The sequence below is a fragment of the Formosa sp. Hel1_33_131 genome (assembly GCF_001735745.1).
Classification (GTDB): Bacteria; Bacteroidota; Bacteroidia; order Flavobacteriales; family Flavobacteriaceae; genus Hel1-33-131.
Genome location: NZ_CP017260.1, coordinates 1,348,730 through 1,364,260, shown reverse-complemented (window position 1 = coordinate 1,364,260; position 15,531 = coordinate 1,348,730). Strand labels below are relative to the sequence as shown.

The following is a 15,531-nucleotide window of genomic DNA, read 5'->3' as shown; positions in this document are numbered from 1 at the left end:
ATTTAATCTTCTGATAAATAATTTACACTGTTGCTTATTGTTTCTCTCCAATGAGGGATTTCGATTTCCATAGTACTTTTAATTTTAGACTTATCCATCACACTATAAACAGGTCGCTTCGCTGTGGTTGGATATACGGCTGTTTCAATTGGGTTTATCTTTATTTCTTTTTTTGATTCTTCAAAAATAGCTTTTGTGAAATCATACCAACTAGCCACACCCTCACTACTATAGTGATACAATCCAAAACTCTTATTACTAGAATTAATGATATTTAATATCACTTCTGCTAAATCTCCTGCATACGTTGGCGATCCTATTTGATCGCTGACTACATTTATTTGATCGCTTGTATCGGCAAGTTTTAACATGGTTTTCATGAAATTATTTCCGTACGCAGAATATAACCAAGAAGTTCTAATTATAAAATAATTTTCTAATGTTTTTTGTATCTCAACTTCGCCCTGCAATTTAGAAGCTCCATATACATTAATTGGATTCGGGATGTCTAATTCTTTGTAGGGTTTTGCCTTTTGCCCATCAAACACAAAATCGGTGGAAATCTGGATTAAAATCGTGTTATGTTCGCTACAAACGATCGCTAAGTTTTTTGGCCCTGTTGCGTTAATTTCAAATACTTTATCAACTTCTGTTTCTGCTTTATCAACAGCTGTATAGGCCGCGCAATTAATACAATAATCAATTTTCGGATTGGATTTAAAAAACGCATCTACCCGGTTTAAATCGCAAATATCTAGTTCTTGGCGATCGGTGTAAATAATACTTAAACCTTCATACAGTTTTTCTATTTCCTTTATACAGCTTGCTAATTGTCCGTTTGCTCCGGTTACCAAAATATTTCTCATAGAAACTTATTTGAAAAGGTTGGCAGTGTTAAATCTTTTTCCGAGATCAAAAACTCTTTTTCATCTAATTGCCAGTCAATATTTAAGTCTTTATCGTTATAAATAATTCCTTCTTCGTGAGCACTGTTATAAAAATTATCACATTTGTAAGAAAAGATGGCCGTATCACTAAGAACTATAAACCCGTGTGCAAATCCTCTTGGAATAAAAAGTTGTGTTTTATTTTCTTCTGATAATTCAATTGAGAAGTGTTTAGAAAATGAAGACGAATTTTTTCGAAGATCTACGACGACATCTAAAACCCTCCCCTGTATAACCCTGATAAGTTTTGCCTGAGCATAAATGCCTGTCTGGTAATGCAAACCCCTCAAAGTTCCTTTTTTCGAAAACGATTCATTGTCCTGAACAAAATTAACTTCATAACCTAAAGCAGTGTTTAGTTTATCTTGACGATACGTTTCAGAAAAATAACCGCGACTGTCATTATGAATTTGAAGAGAAATGGTCTTACAATCGATAAGGCTGGTATCACTAATTTTCATGTTTTACAACTTAAGGGACGCCTGTTAATTGTTGGTTTTCTTATTAAACTTTTCTATAAACTTTAAAAACTCTATCCCAAATAAAACAGCCATAGCAACTAAAAGTGCTAAAACACCTAGAAACAGGGTCGTGTTCAATTCTATTCCAAAAAGTGTATTTGTAGTGCTCGCAGACCCCGAGTCCTGTTTGTTCGAAATCATTTCAACAATGTATTGCTTGTCTAACAGATCTCTTTCTATTTGTACCAATTGACTTCTCAATTCTAAATCACTCTGGTATAAATCATATTCTTTGGTTTTATCAGTTTCACTAGAACCTTCAAAAGTGATTCCAATTTCAGAAGTTTTGGAGGTTTCATCAGCATCTAGGCCTTGTTCCAAAACCCTCTTGTAGGTGTCTTGAAGAGATTCCGACTTATCCAATGCAAGCTCTAAAGCTTCTTTGGTGTTGTTGAGTTCTACAATATCTTTACGCTGCTCATTTAGGAAAAATGGATTTAAATTAATCGACTTAACAATATTTTCAAAAACAGATTTAAAACTATTTCGCTCAGAAGACTCTATACGAATTTGTTGATATTTATGCGTATGGTCTTCATTGTTATCTAAGAAATCTTCATATTCGATTTTAGTCGCTGCTAAAGAATCCAATTGCTTAACATATTTATTAAAAGCAAGGAGTTTTTCGTTATCACTAACAACTGGCTCCACATCAAAAGTTAATATAGATTTCGTTCTTTCGAGGTCTAAATTTAAAACTATGCCCAGTGTCTCGAAATCTTTTTGTTTTAATAAGTCATTGTAGTAACCTACGGAGTTGTATAGATTCTCACCCGTTGGGTAATTTTGCACCACGGTCACTGAAGACTCATATTTAGCAGCGACGGTTTTTTTGCTTAAAGCCCCAATGATAAGTCCAGAAATCGTTGCTAAGGTAAGAATAATGATCCGTTTCTTTACAAGGAGGATGACCCACACAAACGCCAAAAAAAGATTCTTGAAAATACGAAGTATAAAATTAAAAAAACGATCAAAAATAGTTCCGATAAGCTTAAAAAGTTGTCCTAAATCAACTTCTTCGGAATTGTTAGGGGTGTTAGAATTTGTGCTCATAATGTATTATTAATTAAATATCTGATGTAAAATTTGTTTCGTAATTATATAGGTTGGTTTGACGCCAGTTGAACCAAGTCCCCCTGATGCCAAAGTACTGCCCGTTTCAAGGGGGTTATCACTCGCATAATAAGCGTATCGAACCTTAACGTTAGGATTGATACTATGTCGAACCCTTGAGGCTGCTTGTATCGCTTTTTGATAATGCGCACCTTCCATCTCAAGACCAATAACATTCCATGTAGAATCATGGAAAAACTTTAAAAGGTCTTTATTTTGAAGCGACGTGCCCAAAACGGTCACCATTGTCCCTTCAAAAACCTTCAGGTCTTTTGTGTCAAAATCTGCAAGTGTTAGCTCATTTTTAAAAGGATAATTATCAGCGGTTCCTTCAAAAATATGTGCCGATGGAATCATAATATCTCCTTTAGAGCCTTCTAAGATTCCTGCTTTTCCCATTATAGAAATAGAATCCACATTAAGATGAATGTTGTTTTCAGTCGTTTTAAACGGCTTTAGCAATTCATCGATCGTTTCGTAAGCTTGCTCTCCAAAAGCATAGTCCATAACGATAATTACGGGTGCGTTTTTTGTAGATTCAAACTCGAATTCCGTATTAGAAAAATCAATTTTAGACGCATCAAAAATTTGAACGTCTATGTTGGTTCCCGACTTGTCTTCTATAAAGATCATACCTTCTTGCAACGCTACTTGTTTGGTTTTATTGCGAAGGGCTTTATTTTCTTCCTTACTCAACAATTCATATACCGTAAAAATTTCGTGCTTCGCACACAAGTCTTTTAGCGCTTTGGGTGCATGAAGCGTATTCATCACACTGTGTAAGTTTGCGGAGATAATATGAATTGGTCGATTAATTAATTGATGCTTCTGGAGGGTGTCTTTAATGGTATTCGCCCAGACTTCTCCGTGAATATGATGCCCCAACCGTTCTCTTAAGACAGGACTAAAGCTGATGGTTCGTTTAGAATTGTCTACAATTTCTTCAATCGCTCGTTTTCCTAACCAATAAATCAGATGTAAAAAATGATCCGGTTGTTTTGGGGTTGCAAACTGGTCATAAACCTCTAGAATTTCCTCAAAAGTTCTACCCAGAATATTCCCTGTATGAGTGATGGCTAACTCCCGCTCTTTTTGATTTAGCTTTTTCTTAGAAAGTACGGCGGCTTCTAACTTTATCCAATCTCTTGTAGTTGCTCCTTTGTCATCAATAACAACACGTTTTGCGATTTTATGAGACTCGATAAACATAAATGTTAAATGCGTCAAAATATCATAAATCTCAGAACGTCCACGAGTGATTTCGATGTTCATTTGCTCAAAATCAATTCGATAACAATTACGACGCCTTTTAGAGGGAACAATCACTTCAAAATGAGAATTTCCAAAACCTTCAGCACTGGTTAAGTTTATCAGAACACACTCTTCAATCCCAACGGGTAAACGGTCAACCACATAAAGTAAGCCTTCCAACTCCGTTTTATCACCCCCTATAGAGCCATATATTTCGGGACGTAATTGCAGTAATGCTTGACGCAAGGTCTCACCAGAAACACCCATTGGCTTATAAAATCCTCGGTTAAATAAATGACGCATTGTCAAATACATGCGCTCTATGGCATGAGAACTTTCTTGAGCACGGCTACGATTTATATTTTTTATTTGAGATTTCTGCATAAGTACTACAAATATACGTTAATTAGTCTGAATATTTTGAGTCAAAACATCTGCGATTTTTCGATCGTTCGATAATCGTGGGGTTTTGTTTTGTCCACCCAACTTTCCAATGGTTTTCATATAGTTTTGAAAACCGCCTTTTTGAACCTGCGTAATTTTTAAAGACCGCAGTACTTTTCCTTCTATTAAATCCAAATAGTAACTATTTTGAAGTTTCATTGCAGCATCAATTTGAGTCGCAAATGCTTCTATATCTGAAGGTGGGTTTTCAAATTCAATAAACCATTCGTGGTACGGCAACCCTTCAGTTGGCGCTATTTGAGGCGCGACTGTAAATTCGCTTACGCTCACATCTGTTGTTTTTAAAGCACTTAAAAGTGCGTGCTCAACTTCTTTTGCTATGACGTGTTCGCCAAACGCAGAAATAAAGTGTTTGATGCGTCCGCTCACAATCACCCTAAACGGTGCTACCGATGTAAACTGTATGGTGTCGCCAATGTTATAAGCCCAAAGACCCGCATTTGTTGAAATAATGATGACATAGTTCACACCAATTTCAACATCTTTCAAAGTCAGTCGATTAGGAGAAGCATCAAAAAAAGTATCTGCTATTATAAATTCATAAAACATTCCCGAGTCTAATTGAAGCAACATTCCGGGTTGATTTTGCCGATCTTGAAATGCGAAAAACCCTTCACTAGCAGGATAAAGCTCTACGCTGTCTACTTTTCTTCCAATTAAACTTTCAAATTTGGAACGGTACGGTTCATAATTTACACCGCCAAAAATAAAAAGACTGAAATTTTTAAATATATGCCCAACCTTTTGTCCCTTTTCTTCAATGAGTTTTTCAAAATACATTTGAACCCATGACGGAATGCCCGCAATTACAGACATGTCTTCGTTCAATGTCTCATGGACAATCGTATTCACCTTGGTTTCCCAGTCTTCAATACAGTTGGTTTCCCAGGTAGGCAATCGATTTTTTTGAAGGTATTTAGGAACATAGTGTGCTACAATCCCCGACAAACGCCCGAGTTGTATGCCGTTTTTGGTTTCTAGAACTGGACTTCCCTGTAAGAAAATCATTTTTCTAGTCACAATTTTGGTGTTTCCAGTTTCATGAATGTAAAGTAAAATGGCATTTTTAGCTGCTTCAATATGGCTCGGCATGCTTTCTTTTGTGATCGGAATGTACTTCGCCCCTGAGGTTGTTCCAGATGTTTTTGCAAAATACAGAGGCTTTCCTTTCCATAGAATATCTTCTTCACCTGCAACCATTTTTTCTACATAAGATTTCAAAGCCTCATAATCACGCACAGGAACGTGTTTTACAAAATCTGCATGCGTCTTTATGTTTTTAAAATTGTGATCCCTTCCAAATTGAGTGTCTGAAGCATCAGAAATCAACGATTGAAAAACCCGTTCTTGAGTCTCAATAGGGTTGGAGGCCCACCTATTTATTTTATTATAAATTCTAGCCGCATAAAGTTTTGCGACAAACGCTTTAATTGATGGCATTTTAATTGGTTTTAAAAGTCAATAAAGGTAGATGGATTCAGGGGGATTCCATTATTCCAAAGTTCGAAATGTAAATGTGGCCCTGTACTCAACTCACCTGAAGATCCAGAAATTGCGATGACTTCTCTTGATTTTACAAAATCTCCTTGAGATTTTGTAAGAGATGAGTTGTGTTTATACACAGAAATCAATTCATCACCATGATCTATAATGATCACATAACTGGCGTCTGAAGTCCATGAAGCAAACAAGACTCGTCCGTCGGCAGTGGCCTTTACAGGGGTGTTTTTTGGAATGACAATATCAACGGCATAATGCTTTTCATTTGTATCAAATCCGGCACTTATAGATCCGTTAACAGGAGGGAAAAACACAAAATCTGTAGCGGTCGTAGCCGTTTCAAATAAATTATATTTATCCTCATTGCTCACCTTCGCTCTTAATATAGAATCCGCTTTTGAAGGGTTTAAATCTAAAATATCTGTATCAGCTTGAGCGGCTTTGAAAATAGAATCTTTATTAATGACAACCGCGCTCACTTCGCCTCGTAATACGCTTTTAACGGAAGTAATGTAAGCATCATTCATATTAATCACCTCTAGTAACGAATCCGTTTTAAAATCCAGTTCCAATGCTTGCTTTTGAAGCGCAGTTGAAGAATAGCCAGGAATGTATTCTCGAACAGGCGTAAACGCAATAAAAACCGTGGTGATCGCCACCAATAAAATTGCAATTAAAGAGCCCAAAACAAAGACATTGAGACGAGTTAACTTGAACGCTAATCGCTCTTCAAAAGTGTCTTCATTTAATACCACTAGGCGGTATTTGTGAAGCAACTTCTTTTTGAGTTTCTTTTTATTTGTTTTTTTTCTGGTCATTACAAGACAAAATTAATTAAAAATTAAGCGATTCGTGTGTTTATAACAGACTAAAGTTTGAAATAACTCTTTATTTAAAGGATAATTATTAACTTTGTAATCTAAATTTATGACATCATGAACATATATATGTTACCATTAGCGATCGGTGCGCCACAAATTATTTTAATTGTGGTGGTAGTTCTTTTGTTGTTTGGCGGTAAAAAAATTCCTGAACTTATGAAAGGTTTAGGGGGCGGAATTAAAGAGTTCAAAAAAGCCAGTCAAGAAGAAAAAAAAGACAGTGAAAATATTGAAGATAAAAAAGATTAAATAAGGCTGACTAAAAAGTCTTTTGCTTGTCAAACGCCTTATTGTTTTATCGTTATCGATTGTATAATCGCTTCTAATTCAAAAATATAATCACGTTTTCCAACGGAAGGCGCATACACAAATCCTTCTGCAATCAAGTAGCGGTTATTTGCCTTGTCTTCTATCCAGTAATTAATAAAAGGTCCCGACATAAAAGCGTCTTTTACCTGCCAAATACTTTTGGTTTCAAAACTAGTTAAATTCGCCACTTTGGTATCCCCAAAAAAGGGCGTGTACGCCTTTTCTGTAGTCATATAACTCCCATCTACAGGTCCTTGAATGTGTTGTTTTCCAATAGAATCGCGCACTGTAATCACCCGTTCTGCCAGAGCTTCTTTTGTAAGAGTCTCATCAAAAGGAAGTGTATATATCAATAAATTGACTGTCCCCGTTTTAATATCTCTTCGGATCCAGAAAAAATCTTCGGCTTGTTTTGCAATGCGATAAATAGATGGAAACTGAATGTTGATCCCAAACTGCTTGGTAACGGCGGTTGAATTGAATAGAGATTTTCTAGTTCGACGTTGCTTTTCTTGGATCTCTTGCGCTTTAAATGCCTTGACAATCTTATCTTGATTTGCTATAAATTGATCGCTAATTTCCTGATTGGTCATTCCGCTAACCGTAACCATCCGTTGAGGCGAAGCATAGGGGTCTTTATAAAATTTTGTGGTGGCGGCTAGACCTTTTTTTATTTTTAAAATGAGACGTGTATTTTTCACAAAGCCCGTAAAAACTGAAGTGGGTATTTGTCGCAATGTAAGCTGCGGCTCGTCTTGAGGCAGTCCATATAAAGGCCCTCCAACCGTCGATCGAATCGTTTCACCAACCGATGTGTCCCATAAATCATTATCAATTACCACTGATAAATTATTGATGTTTCCGGAGGATTGTGGCTTATAAACTTTTTTAGAATTCGAATCATCACATGCAGAAAAAAGGAATACTAAACAGAACGCTTTCAAATAAAGTCTCATCGATTTGTGTTTTAGTTAGAAATAATCAAGGTCATCCCTGGTTTTAAATGACTGTCCCAAATATCATTCCATTCTTTAAGGTTTTGGATAGAAATTCCTGTTAATTTATTTGAGATGCTCCAAAGAGAGTCGCCTGACTTCACCAAATAGGTCGATTTATTGGCTGTATTTTTAGAACTTTTAGTGACTGATTTTGAATTATTAACAGTGTGTGCTGTAGGGTTTCGAGAATAGATGGTCAACCGTTGTCCTATTTTTAAATCATTTGTTCGCAATCCGTTCCATTTTTTGATTTGACTCACTCTGACTCTGAATTTTCGTGCAATCTTTCCTAAATAGTCGCCCGATCTTACTTTATATCTGATTTTAGAATCAATTTCGAAAAACTGAGGCAAGGGTTTCTCACGTGCTTCAAACTCAGCTTTTGCAGCCGCATAAATTTGTGTTTCATTTTGAACGAAATCACCAATTTTAGCAAGTGGAAGTCTAAGGGTATAGTTCTTATTATCTAAAACAGGAATAATATCTAACTTATAAGAAGGATTTAGATGTTGGAGTGTTTCAATTTTAGTATCTGTAAGCTCTGCAACTTGATCTAAAGAAATCATTTGTTTGATATGAATTGTATCGGTTGCAACGCTTGGAAGTTGGTTTTTCTCAACTTGAAATCCATGTGCATCGGCGTATTCAAAAAGGTAAAGCGTTGCTAGAAAAGCGGGGAGATACCCTGCAGTTTCACGTGGTAGAAACGATCGGATGTTCCAATAATTTTGATATCCCCCAGATCTCCGAATTGCTTTTGTAACATTTCCAGGGCCAGAATTATAGGCTGCTAGCGCAAGGTCCCAATCTCCAAATGTTTTGTACAGCGATGCTAAGTATTTAGCGGCGGCATTGGTAGAGCGTAAAGGATCACAGCGTTCATCGACGTAACTGCTGACTTCAAGCCCATACTGTTTGCCTGTCGCAAACATAAACTGCCAAAGTCCTGTAGCACCCACACGTGATTTTGCGCACGGTTTTAAAGCTGATTCAACCACTGCCAAATATTTAATTTCTAACGGAAGGTTGTGTTTGTCTAAAACTTCCTCAAACATTGGAAAATAATACTGACTACGATTAATGAGCGTTTCAGTAGAGCGTTTACGGTTTTTTAAATAGCTCTTTATAACGCTTTCCAAAGAAGTGTTGTAGGCTATGTTAAAAGGTGTTTTGGCATCAAGAATCGCCAATCGTTTTTTGAGTGTATCCGTTGGTAATTCTGGATAGTAAATTGCCTCATAGGACTGGTTGGAAACAACATTCGTAAGCGTGTCATACAGCGAATTATTGTACACTTCATTATGCCAGCGTTCTTCAATTTTCTGAACGTTCGCAAGATTCAATGGAATAGAATCAATGGTTGGAGTAGGAACCACAGCTAAACTGTCAACACTTTGACTGTGTAAAAGACCACAGCTCAATACTCCAAAAAATAAAAAGATTTTAAATTTCATTCTATAAAATCATTGTTAATTTCACACCCTATTCAACACCACAAGCAGCTAATTATTCAGAAATAGCAGCAATCCCTGGAAGGGTTTTTCCCTCTAAACTTTCAAGCATGGCACCACCGCCAGTACTTACATAGCTCACTTTGTTTTCAAACCCAAACTGCTTTACGGCTGCCACAGAATCGCCACCACCAACAAGTGAAAAAGCACCGTTTTTAGTTGCTTCTGCAATAGAATCTCCTAAGGCGATCGTTCCACTAGAAAATGTTTCCATCTCAAAAACACCTAAAGGCCCGTTCCATAAAATCGTTTTACATTTCTGAACCACGTCATGAAAGATTGCTTTTGATTTTGGACCACAATCTAAACCTTGCCAGTTTTTAGGAATCTCACGCACGTCTACAATTTGTGTGTTTGCATCGTTGCTAAAATCATTGGCTGCCAATACATCCACAGGAATGTGAATTTGAACATTTTTAACTTTTGCTTTTTCAAGAATTTCAAGTGCTAATTCCATTTTGTCATCCTCACAAATAGAATCTCCAACATGGCCGCCTTGTGCTTTTACAAACGTAAAAGTCATTCCACCACCAATAATTAAATGATCTACTTTATCTAAAATATTATCTATAATTGTAATTTTTGAAGAGACTTTAGCACCTCCCAAAATTGCCAATACTGGCTTTTCTCCCGTTTGCATTACTTTGTCAATACTTTCAATTTCTTGAGCAAGCAAGCTTCCAAAACATTTATTTACTGGAAAAAATTGAGCGATAATGGTCGTTGAAGCATGAGCTCTGTGCGCCGTTCCAAAAGCATCATTGATATAAAAATCACCTAACTTAGAAAGTGCCTCTGCAAAACCAAGATCACCTTTTGTTTCTTCAGAATGGTACCTTAAGTTTTCTAACAACAAAACCTGACCTGGTTGTAAATTGTCTGCTGCGGTTTGTGCTTCTTCGCCAATACAGTCACTTGAAAACAGCACTTGAACACCTAAAACAGTTTCAAGCGTACTTACAATATGACGCAATGAAAATTCCGACTCTTGAGCTTTTGGTCGTCCCAAATGAGACATTAAGATACAGCTGCCGCCATCTTCCAAAACCTTTAAAATGGTTGGTTTTGCTGAAACAATTCTCGTGTTGTCAGTAACTTCGAATTGCGCATTTAAAGGCACATTAAAATCTACACGTATTAATGCTTTTGTATTTTTAAAATTTACGTTCTGTATGGTTTTCATTTCTTCGAGATAATATGGATTGATTTATAAAATTCAAAGGTAAGAATTTCTTTTAGCCTATGGCAAGGAGCGTTTAAGAAAGTTGTAGCGAAGCCTTGAAAAGTTTATCTCGCTGAGGTTTGTTGTTTTGAGTTCAGAGGACGTCTCGATTTCATGAGGAGATTCAATTAAATCTGCTATCTTTGTTTCATGACTTTTGAGGATATTATAGGGCAATCTTTTTTAAAAACACACTTAACGCAGAGCGTCAATTCTGGACGTATTCCACACGCACAACTTTACGTCGGAAAACGTGGAGTCGGTGCGCTCCCAATGGCGATTGCGTATGCCGATTATTTAATGAAGCATCAAGAGGGTGGAGTTGGAGCGATGAGCCCACTCACACATCCTAACATCCATTTTGTATATCCTGTCACCACAAGTGATAAGGTGAAGTCTAAACCCATTTCATCTAATTACCTTACAGAGTGGCGTTCTTTTATAGAAACAAATCCGTATGGATCGATAAACGATTGGTATGATGTGGTTGGTGTGGGCAATAAACAGGGAAATATTGGGGTCGAAGAAGCACATGATGTGGTGTCAAAAATGTCTTTGAAGGCGTTTAACGGTGGTTATAAAGTAATGATTGTGTGGATGGCTGAAAAGATGAATTCCATGTGTGCCAATAAATTACTCAAATTAATTGAAGAACCGGCAGATAAAACAGTGATCATTCTGGTGACAGAAGATGAAGAGCAACTGATTAATACCATTCGATCGCGATGTCAAGTCGTGCATTTAAATCCACTTTCGGAAGAAACGATAAAAAACACACTTATTACAGCTCATAGTACAGAAGCAGGTTTGGCGCAAAACATTGCTCATCAATCGGAGGGGAGCTATAGCAGAGCGTTGGATTTATTAAGTCAGGAACCCGAAGATCTCCAGTTTGAAGCTTGGTTTATCGCGTGGGTGCGAACGGCATTTCAAGCGAAAAGTAACAAGCAGTCCATCAACAGTCTGATGGCTTGGAGTGATGAAATTTCCAAGGCAGGTCGCGAAATACAAAAACAATTTTTAGACTATAGTTTGCGCTTTTTTAGGCAAGCACTCCTTTATAATTACGGGGCTAAAGATTTGGTTTTCATGAAGTTAAATGATAAGTCGTTTAAATTGGAGAACTTTGCGCCATTTATAGACGCTTCCAACATTATTGAAATTTCAAAAGAAATCGAATTGGCAAACTACCATATTGAACGCAATGCCAATCCAAAGATTGTTTTGACCGATTTATCCATCAAGCTAACGCGTTTGTTACACCTAAAAAAAGCTTAGTCTTTCGTGTAGCTTTCGTTTAATGCCTTTAAAATTTCTTGTGTTAGGTCCGAGGCATCTTCACCATACAAAACACTTCCTGCTTCGTTACTTCCTAAGATGAAATTATAGCTGTTTGATTTACCAAAAGTTTGAACAAAATCTTTGACCTTATTAATGATAGAGTCATTGAGTGTTTGACTTTCTTGGGCGATTTGCTGTTGCTCAAATTGAACTCTTTGAGACAAGACTTGTTCTTTTTGTTGAAGTTCTTGTGAAAGTTTCTGAATGTCAGATTGTGACATTTTTCTTGCTTTTAATTCTGCTTCTTTTATTTCCAATTCAAAAGCAGATCGTAAACTGTCTGTCCGCATTTTGAAAGCGTCAATTTTAGTTTGAAGTTTTGCTTCAATATCTACACGCTCTTGGTACTCGTTAATAAGAATTCCATTGTCAACAAAACCAATTTTTTGTTGTTGGCAGGCTGTAAGGGTAATAATTGTTAAAAATACAATTGCTATTTTTTTCATGACAGTTTAATTTGTTTGTGGATGCAAAAGTAAAAAAAGTAATTGCAATATTGTAAAAATAAGTGTCGGAGTTGCATTATAAGTAAAAACTATCAATCTAACTAAGTGTAATTGTAAAAAACTATTTTATTAAGCCTCTTTAAACACCTCTTAAATTAAGAAATATAAATGCCGAATGGCACATTAGATGTTTCACGTGAAACAACCTCTAAAAGGTCTTAAAACGCTAATTCTTGTTTTTGAGGATATAAATAAGCGAGGAGTACTCTCCGGACTTTGCTGCCTTTAAATTTGAAAGAAATCCAACCCACAAACTATTTAAAATTCGATGAGACCCTGTTTTAAGTTTATTGGAAAGCAAACTAACGTAATACGCGTCCATCATTAAAGGGTGAGTCGATTCTAATTTCATTTGAACCTTAGAAAACACTTTTGAGATCGACTGTTGGGAAAAATGCCATAGGTGCCTTGGAACATCATAAGCCGCCCAAAAGTCTTTAAAGTAAGCTGCGTCAAAGCTTTTAAAATTTGGCACTGCCACCACAATGCGACCGTTTGGTTTTAGAAGTTTCTGGAATGTTTTTAGGTCGTCCTCTAAATTTGGAAGGTGTTCTAATACATGCCAAAGGGTAATCACATCAAACGACCTTTCGGGGAGCGTGCCCAAGGTTTCGGTGTCAAAAACAGTATTGGGCGCTTTTGAATTTGCAAGGTTTCGCGCCGAGGGGTTGGGTTCAATTCCGGTAACAGTCCAACCTCTTTTTTTAGCAGCTCTTAAGAAAAACCCAGTGCCGGCACCTACATCCAATAGTGCGCCTTGTTTTGGCTGAAAGGATTTTAAAAGTCTGAATTTTCTTATAACAGAAACAGATCGAACTAGATGGTATAAAAGATCGAATAAAGATTTCCGCTGGTTGGTATGGGAGATATAATTCGTGTCAGGGTAGTAGCTTGACAATTTCTCTTCTGATGGTTTGGGGTGCGTATAAAGCAACTCTCTAGACGGGTCATAAAGGAGTTCAAAGGAGTCTCCGCTTAAGGAATGGTCTTTAAGTTTTAGATGGCTCTTGTGTGTTTCCATATCACGTTCCACGTGGAACAATTAGATTAATTAACGCCCCATATACACCAGTAGCACAGAAATATCATTAGGGGACACCCCGCTGATGCGTGACGCTTGAGCAACCGTTGTGGGTTGTATTTTCTTTAGTTTTTCACGTGCTTCATAACTCATGGATTTGATTTGAGAGTAGTCATAACCACTAGGGATTTTGACATATTCTAAACGTGTGAGTTTGTCAGCATTCAGTTTTTCTTTGGCTATATACCCAGAATACTTCACCTGTATTTCGGCTTGTTCAATGACTTCATTATCCAAATCATTGGATTGTATATAGGCTTCGACTGCCTCAAATTTACGAACATCTTCAATGCCTATATTAGGCCTGGAAAATATCTTAAACATTTTATCAGACTGGCGAATCGGTTGGGAATCTTTACTTTCTAAAACTGGATTTGCTTCCTCAGGCTTCACACTTTGTGTTCTAAAGAACCCAACAAAAGCTTCGGCTTTGGACAGCTTTTCTTCCATCCGCTTGAGGCGCTTTTCGCTCGCAATCCCCAATTCGTACCCTTTGGGTGTCAAACGAATGTCGGCGTTATCTTGCCTTAAAAGCGTGCGGTATTCCGCACGTGACGTAAACATTCGATAAGGCTCGTCAGTACCTTTGGTGATTAAATCATCAATCAAAACTCCTATATAAGCTTCGTTCCGTTTGAGTATAAATGGCTCTTTTTCTTGTACTTTTAAACTGGCATTAATTCCTGCCATTAACCCTTGAGAGGCTGCTTCTTCATAGCCTGTAGTTCCATTAATTTGTCCTGCAAAATACAAGCCTTTAACGAGCTTGGTTTCTAAAGAGTGTGTCAGTTGCGTAGGAGGGAAGTAGTCGTATTCAATCGCATATCCCGGTCTGAAAAACTTAACGTTTTCAAATCCTTTCACGGCACTCAACGCCTTAAACTGAACGTCTTCGGGCAAAGAGGTTGAAAAGCCATTGATATAATACTCAACGGTATTCCAACCCTCAGGTTCTACAAAAATCTGGTGACGGTCCTTGTCCGCAAAACGATTTATTTTATCTTCAATAGAGGGACAATAACGCGGCCCTAAACTTTGGATGCGACCATTAAACATGGGCGATCGGTCAAAGCCTTCTCTTAATAAATTATGAACTTCTAAACTTGTATAAGACATGTGGCAAGGACGCTGTGTTGTGAGCGGCTTGGTGATATCTGAATAGGAGAATTTTTCTGGTACTGCATCGCCCGGTTGTTCGATCATTTTAGAAAAATCTAAAGAACGCCCATCCACTCTAGGCGGAGTTCCTGTTTTCATTCGACCGGATTCAAACCCTAAATCAACGAGTTGCTCTGTGATGCCTGTGGCTGCTTTCTCTCCAGCACGACCACCACCAAAATTCTTATTGCCAATGTGTATTAATCCATTTAAAAACGTACCGTTGGTAAGCACAACCGTCTTGGCTCGAATCTCTAATCCTAAGGACGTTTTTACGCCTGTGACTTCATCACCTTTAATCACAAGTCCTGTGACCATTTCTTGATAAAAATCTAGGTTTTTGGTTTGCTCCAATAGCAGTCTCCAATCTTCTGCAAACCGCATTCGGTCACTCTGCACACGTGGACTCCACATGGCAGGGCCTTTAGACTTGTTGAGCATTTTGAATTGGATCGCAGAGGTGTCACTTACGATTCCACTGTAGCCTCCAAGGGCGTCAATCTCACGAACGATTTGCCCTTTGGCAATACCGCCCATTGCTGGGTTGCATGACATTTGCGCTATGTTTTGAAGGTTCATTGTAACTAGCAAAGTACTGCTCCCCATGTTGGCAGCTGCTGCTGCTGCCTCACTTCCGGCGTGTCCTCCACCAACTACAATTACATCGTAAATTTTATCAAACATTGGTTACATTTTTAATGTTCCACGTGGAACAAATCATTTGCAG

14 protein-coding genes are annotated in these 15,531 nt (G+C 37.4%); 2 read left to right on the top strand and 12 right to left on the bottom strand.

All coding sequences use genetic code 11. From position 1 onward, the window contains the following. Nucleotides 1-2 precede the first annotated feature (2 nt). From rfbD to FORMB_RS06140, 6 genes are read right to left on the bottom strand one after another with little or no spacing between them, the layout of a single operon-like run. Entirely contained in the window at nt 3-866 is an 864-nt protein-coding gene (gene rfbD, locus FORMB_RS06165; RefSeq protein ID WP_069676623.1) for a dTDP-4-dehydrorhamnose reductase, read from the bottom strand. Next, complete coding sequence (gene rfbC / locus FORMB_RS06160; protein ID WP_069676622.1) at nt 863-1,408, bottom strand: dTDP-4-dehydrorhamnose 3,5-epimerase; 546 nt, start codon at nt 1,406-1,408, stop codon at nt 863-865. Before rfbC ends, rfbD begins: the two co-directional genes overlap by 4 nt. Before the next feature lie 24 nt (nt 1,409-1,432). Then, on the bottom strand, nt 1,433-2,521 hold the full coding sequence (locus FORMB_RS06155) for a hypothetical protein (RefSeq protein WP_069676621.1): 1,089 nt from the start codon (nt 2,519-2,521) through the stop codon (nt 1,433-1,435). Nucleotides 2,522-2,530: 9 nt separating this feature from the next. Further along, entirely contained in the window at nt 2,531-4,216 is a 1,686-nt protein-coding gene (locus FORMB_RS06150; protein WP_069676620.1) for a DUF6909 family protein, read from the bottom strand. An 18-nt stretch (nt 4,217-4,234) separates the two neighbouring features. After that, the gene (locus tag FORMB_RS06145) at nt 4,235-5,737 is read right to left on the bottom strand and encodes a GH3 auxin-responsive promoter family protein (protein ID WP_069676619.1); all 1,503 of its coding nucleotides are present in this window, start codon (nt 5,735-5,737) and stop codon (nt 4,235-4,237) included. 11 nt (nt 5,738-5,748) lie between these two features. Beyond that, nucleotides 5,749-6,615 (bottom strand): M23 family metallopeptidase, encoded by an 867-nt coding sequence (locus FORMB_RS06140; protein WP_069676618.1) that lies wholly within the window; start codon nt 6,613-6,615, stop codon nt 5,749-5,751. Nucleotides 6,616-6,732: 117 nt separating this feature from the next. On the opposite strand from FORMB_RS06140, the gene FORMB_RS06135 reads away from it, so the two are divergent. Continuing rightward, nucleotides 6,733-6,927: a Sec-independent protein translocase subunit TatA/TatB gene (locus FORMB_RS06135; RefSeq protein WP_069676617.1), complete on the top strand. Its 195-nt coding sequence runs from the start codon at nt 6,733-6,735 to the stop codon at nt 6,925-6,927. 38 nt (nt 6,928-6,965) lie between these two features. On the opposite strand, the gene FORMB_RS06130 is transcribed toward FORMB_RS06135, so the two are convergent. Genes FORMB_RS06130 through FORMB_RS06120 form a run of 3 tightly spaced genes read right to left on the bottom strand, consistent with a single transcriptional unit; the run spans nt 6,966 to nt 10,679 of the window. After that, entirely contained in the window at nt 6,966-7,943 is a 978-nt protein-coding gene (locus tag FORMB_RS06130) for a DUF4837 family protein (protein WP_069676616.1), read from the bottom strand. An 11-nt stretch (nt 7,944-7,954) separates the two neighbouring features. Then, nucleotides 7,955-9,439, bottom strand: coding sequence for a LysM peptidoglycan-binding domain-containing protein (locus tag FORMB_RS06125; protein WP_069676615.1), 1,485 nt, complete (start codon nt 9,437-9,439; stop codon nt 7,955-7,957). Between the two features lie 52 nt (nt 9,440-9,491). Further along, the gene (locus FORMB_RS06120; RefSeq protein WP_069676614.1) at nt 9,492-10,679 is read right to left on the bottom strand and encodes a phosphoglycerate kinase; all 1,188 of its coding nucleotides are present in this window, start codon (nt 10,677-10,679) and stop codon (nt 9,492-9,494) included. Nucleotides 10,680-10,868: 189 nt separating this feature from the next. Between FORMB_RS06120 and FORMB_RS06115 the strand changes: the two genes are divergently transcribed. After that, on the top strand, nt 10,869-11,996 hold the full coding sequence (locus tag FORMB_RS06115) for a DNA polymerase III subunit (RefSeq protein WP_069676613.1): 1,128 nt from the start codon (nt 10,869-10,871) through the stop codon (nt 11,994-11,996). On the opposite strand, the gene FORMB_RS06110 is transcribed toward FORMB_RS06115, so the two are convergent. The 3 genes from FORMB_RS06110 to mnmG all read right to left on the bottom strand — a co-directional run bounded on the left by FORMB_RS06110 (nt 11,993) and on the right by mnmG (nt 15,488). Continuing rightward, the gene (locus FORMB_RS06110; protein WP_069676612.1) at nt 11,993-12,505 is read right to left on the bottom strand and encodes an OmpH family outer membrane protein; all 513 of its coding nucleotides are present in this window, start codon (nt 12,503-12,505) and stop codon (nt 11,993-11,995) included. The genes FORMB_RS06115 and FORMB_RS06110 overlap by 4 nt on opposite strands. Nucleotides 12,506-12,731: 226 nt before the next feature. Then, nucleotides 12,732-13,586 (bottom strand): class I SAM-dependent methyltransferase, encoded by an 855-nt coding sequence (locus FORMB_RS06105; protein ID WP_069676611.1) that lies wholly within the window; start codon nt 13,584-13,586, stop codon nt 12,732-12,734. Between the two features lie 30 nt (nt 13,587-13,616). After that, complete coding sequence (gene mnmG, locus FORMB_RS06100) at nt 13,617-15,488, bottom strand: tRNA uridine-5-carboxymethylaminomethyl(34) synthesis enzyme MnmG (protein WP_069676610.1); 1,872 nt, start codon at nt 15,486-15,488, stop codon at nt 13,617-13,619. Nucleotides 15,489-15,531 lie beyond the last annotated feature (43 nt).

Coding starts and splice junctions, on each gene's coding strand:
- rfbD (WP_069676623.1), bottom strand. CDS start 866: ATGAGAAATATTTTGGTAACCGGAGCAAACGGACAATTAGCAAGCTGT.
- rfbC (WP_069676622.1), bottom strand. CDS start 1,408: ATGAAAATTAGTGATACCAGCCTTATCGATTGTAAGACCATTTCTCTT.
- FORMB_RS06155 (WP_069676621.1), bottom strand. CDS start 2,521: ATGAGCACAAATTCTAACACCCCTAACAATTCCGAAGAAGTTGATTTA.
- FORMB_RS06150 (WP_069676620.1), bottom strand. CDS start 4,216: ATGCAGAAATCTCAAATAAAAAATATAAATCGTAGCCGTGCTCAAGAA.
- FORMB_RS06145 (WP_069676619.1), bottom strand. CDS start 5,737: ATGCCATCAATTAAAGCGTTTGTCGCAAAACTTTATGCGGCTAGAATT.
- FORMB_RS06140 (WP_069676618.1), bottom strand. CDS start 6,615: ATGACCAGAAAAAAAACAAATAAAAAGAAACTCAAAAAGAAGTTGCTT.
- FORMB_RS06135 (WP_069676617.1), top strand. CDS start 6,733: ATGAACATATATATGTTACCATTAGCGATCGGTGCGCCACAAATTATT.
- FORMB_RS06130 (WP_069676616.1), bottom strand. CDS start 7,943: ATGAGACTTTATTTGAAAGCGTTCTGTTTAGTATTCCTTTTTTCTGCA.
- FORMB_RS06125 (WP_069676615.1), bottom strand. CDS start 9,439: ATGAAATTTAAAATCTTTTTATTTTTTGGAGTATTGAGCTGTGGTCTT.
- FORMB_RS06120 (WP_069676614.1), bottom strand. CDS start 10,679: ATGAAAACCATACAGAACGTAAATTTTAAAAATACAAAAGCATTAATA.
- FORMB_RS06115 (WP_069676613.1), top strand. CDS start 10,869: ATGACTTTTGAGGATATTATAGGGCAATCTTTTTTAAAAACACACTTA.
- FORMB_RS06110 (WP_069676612.1), bottom strand. CDS start 12,505: ATGAAAAAAATAGCAATTGTATTTTTAACAATTATTACCCTTACAGCC.
- FORMB_RS06105 (WP_069676611.1), bottom strand. CDS start 13,586: ATGGAAACACACAAGAGCCATCTAAAACTTAAAGACCATTCCTTAAGC.
- mnmG (WP_069676610.1), bottom strand. CDS start 15,488: ATGTTTGATAAAATTTACGATGTAATTGTAGTTGGTGGAGGACACGCC.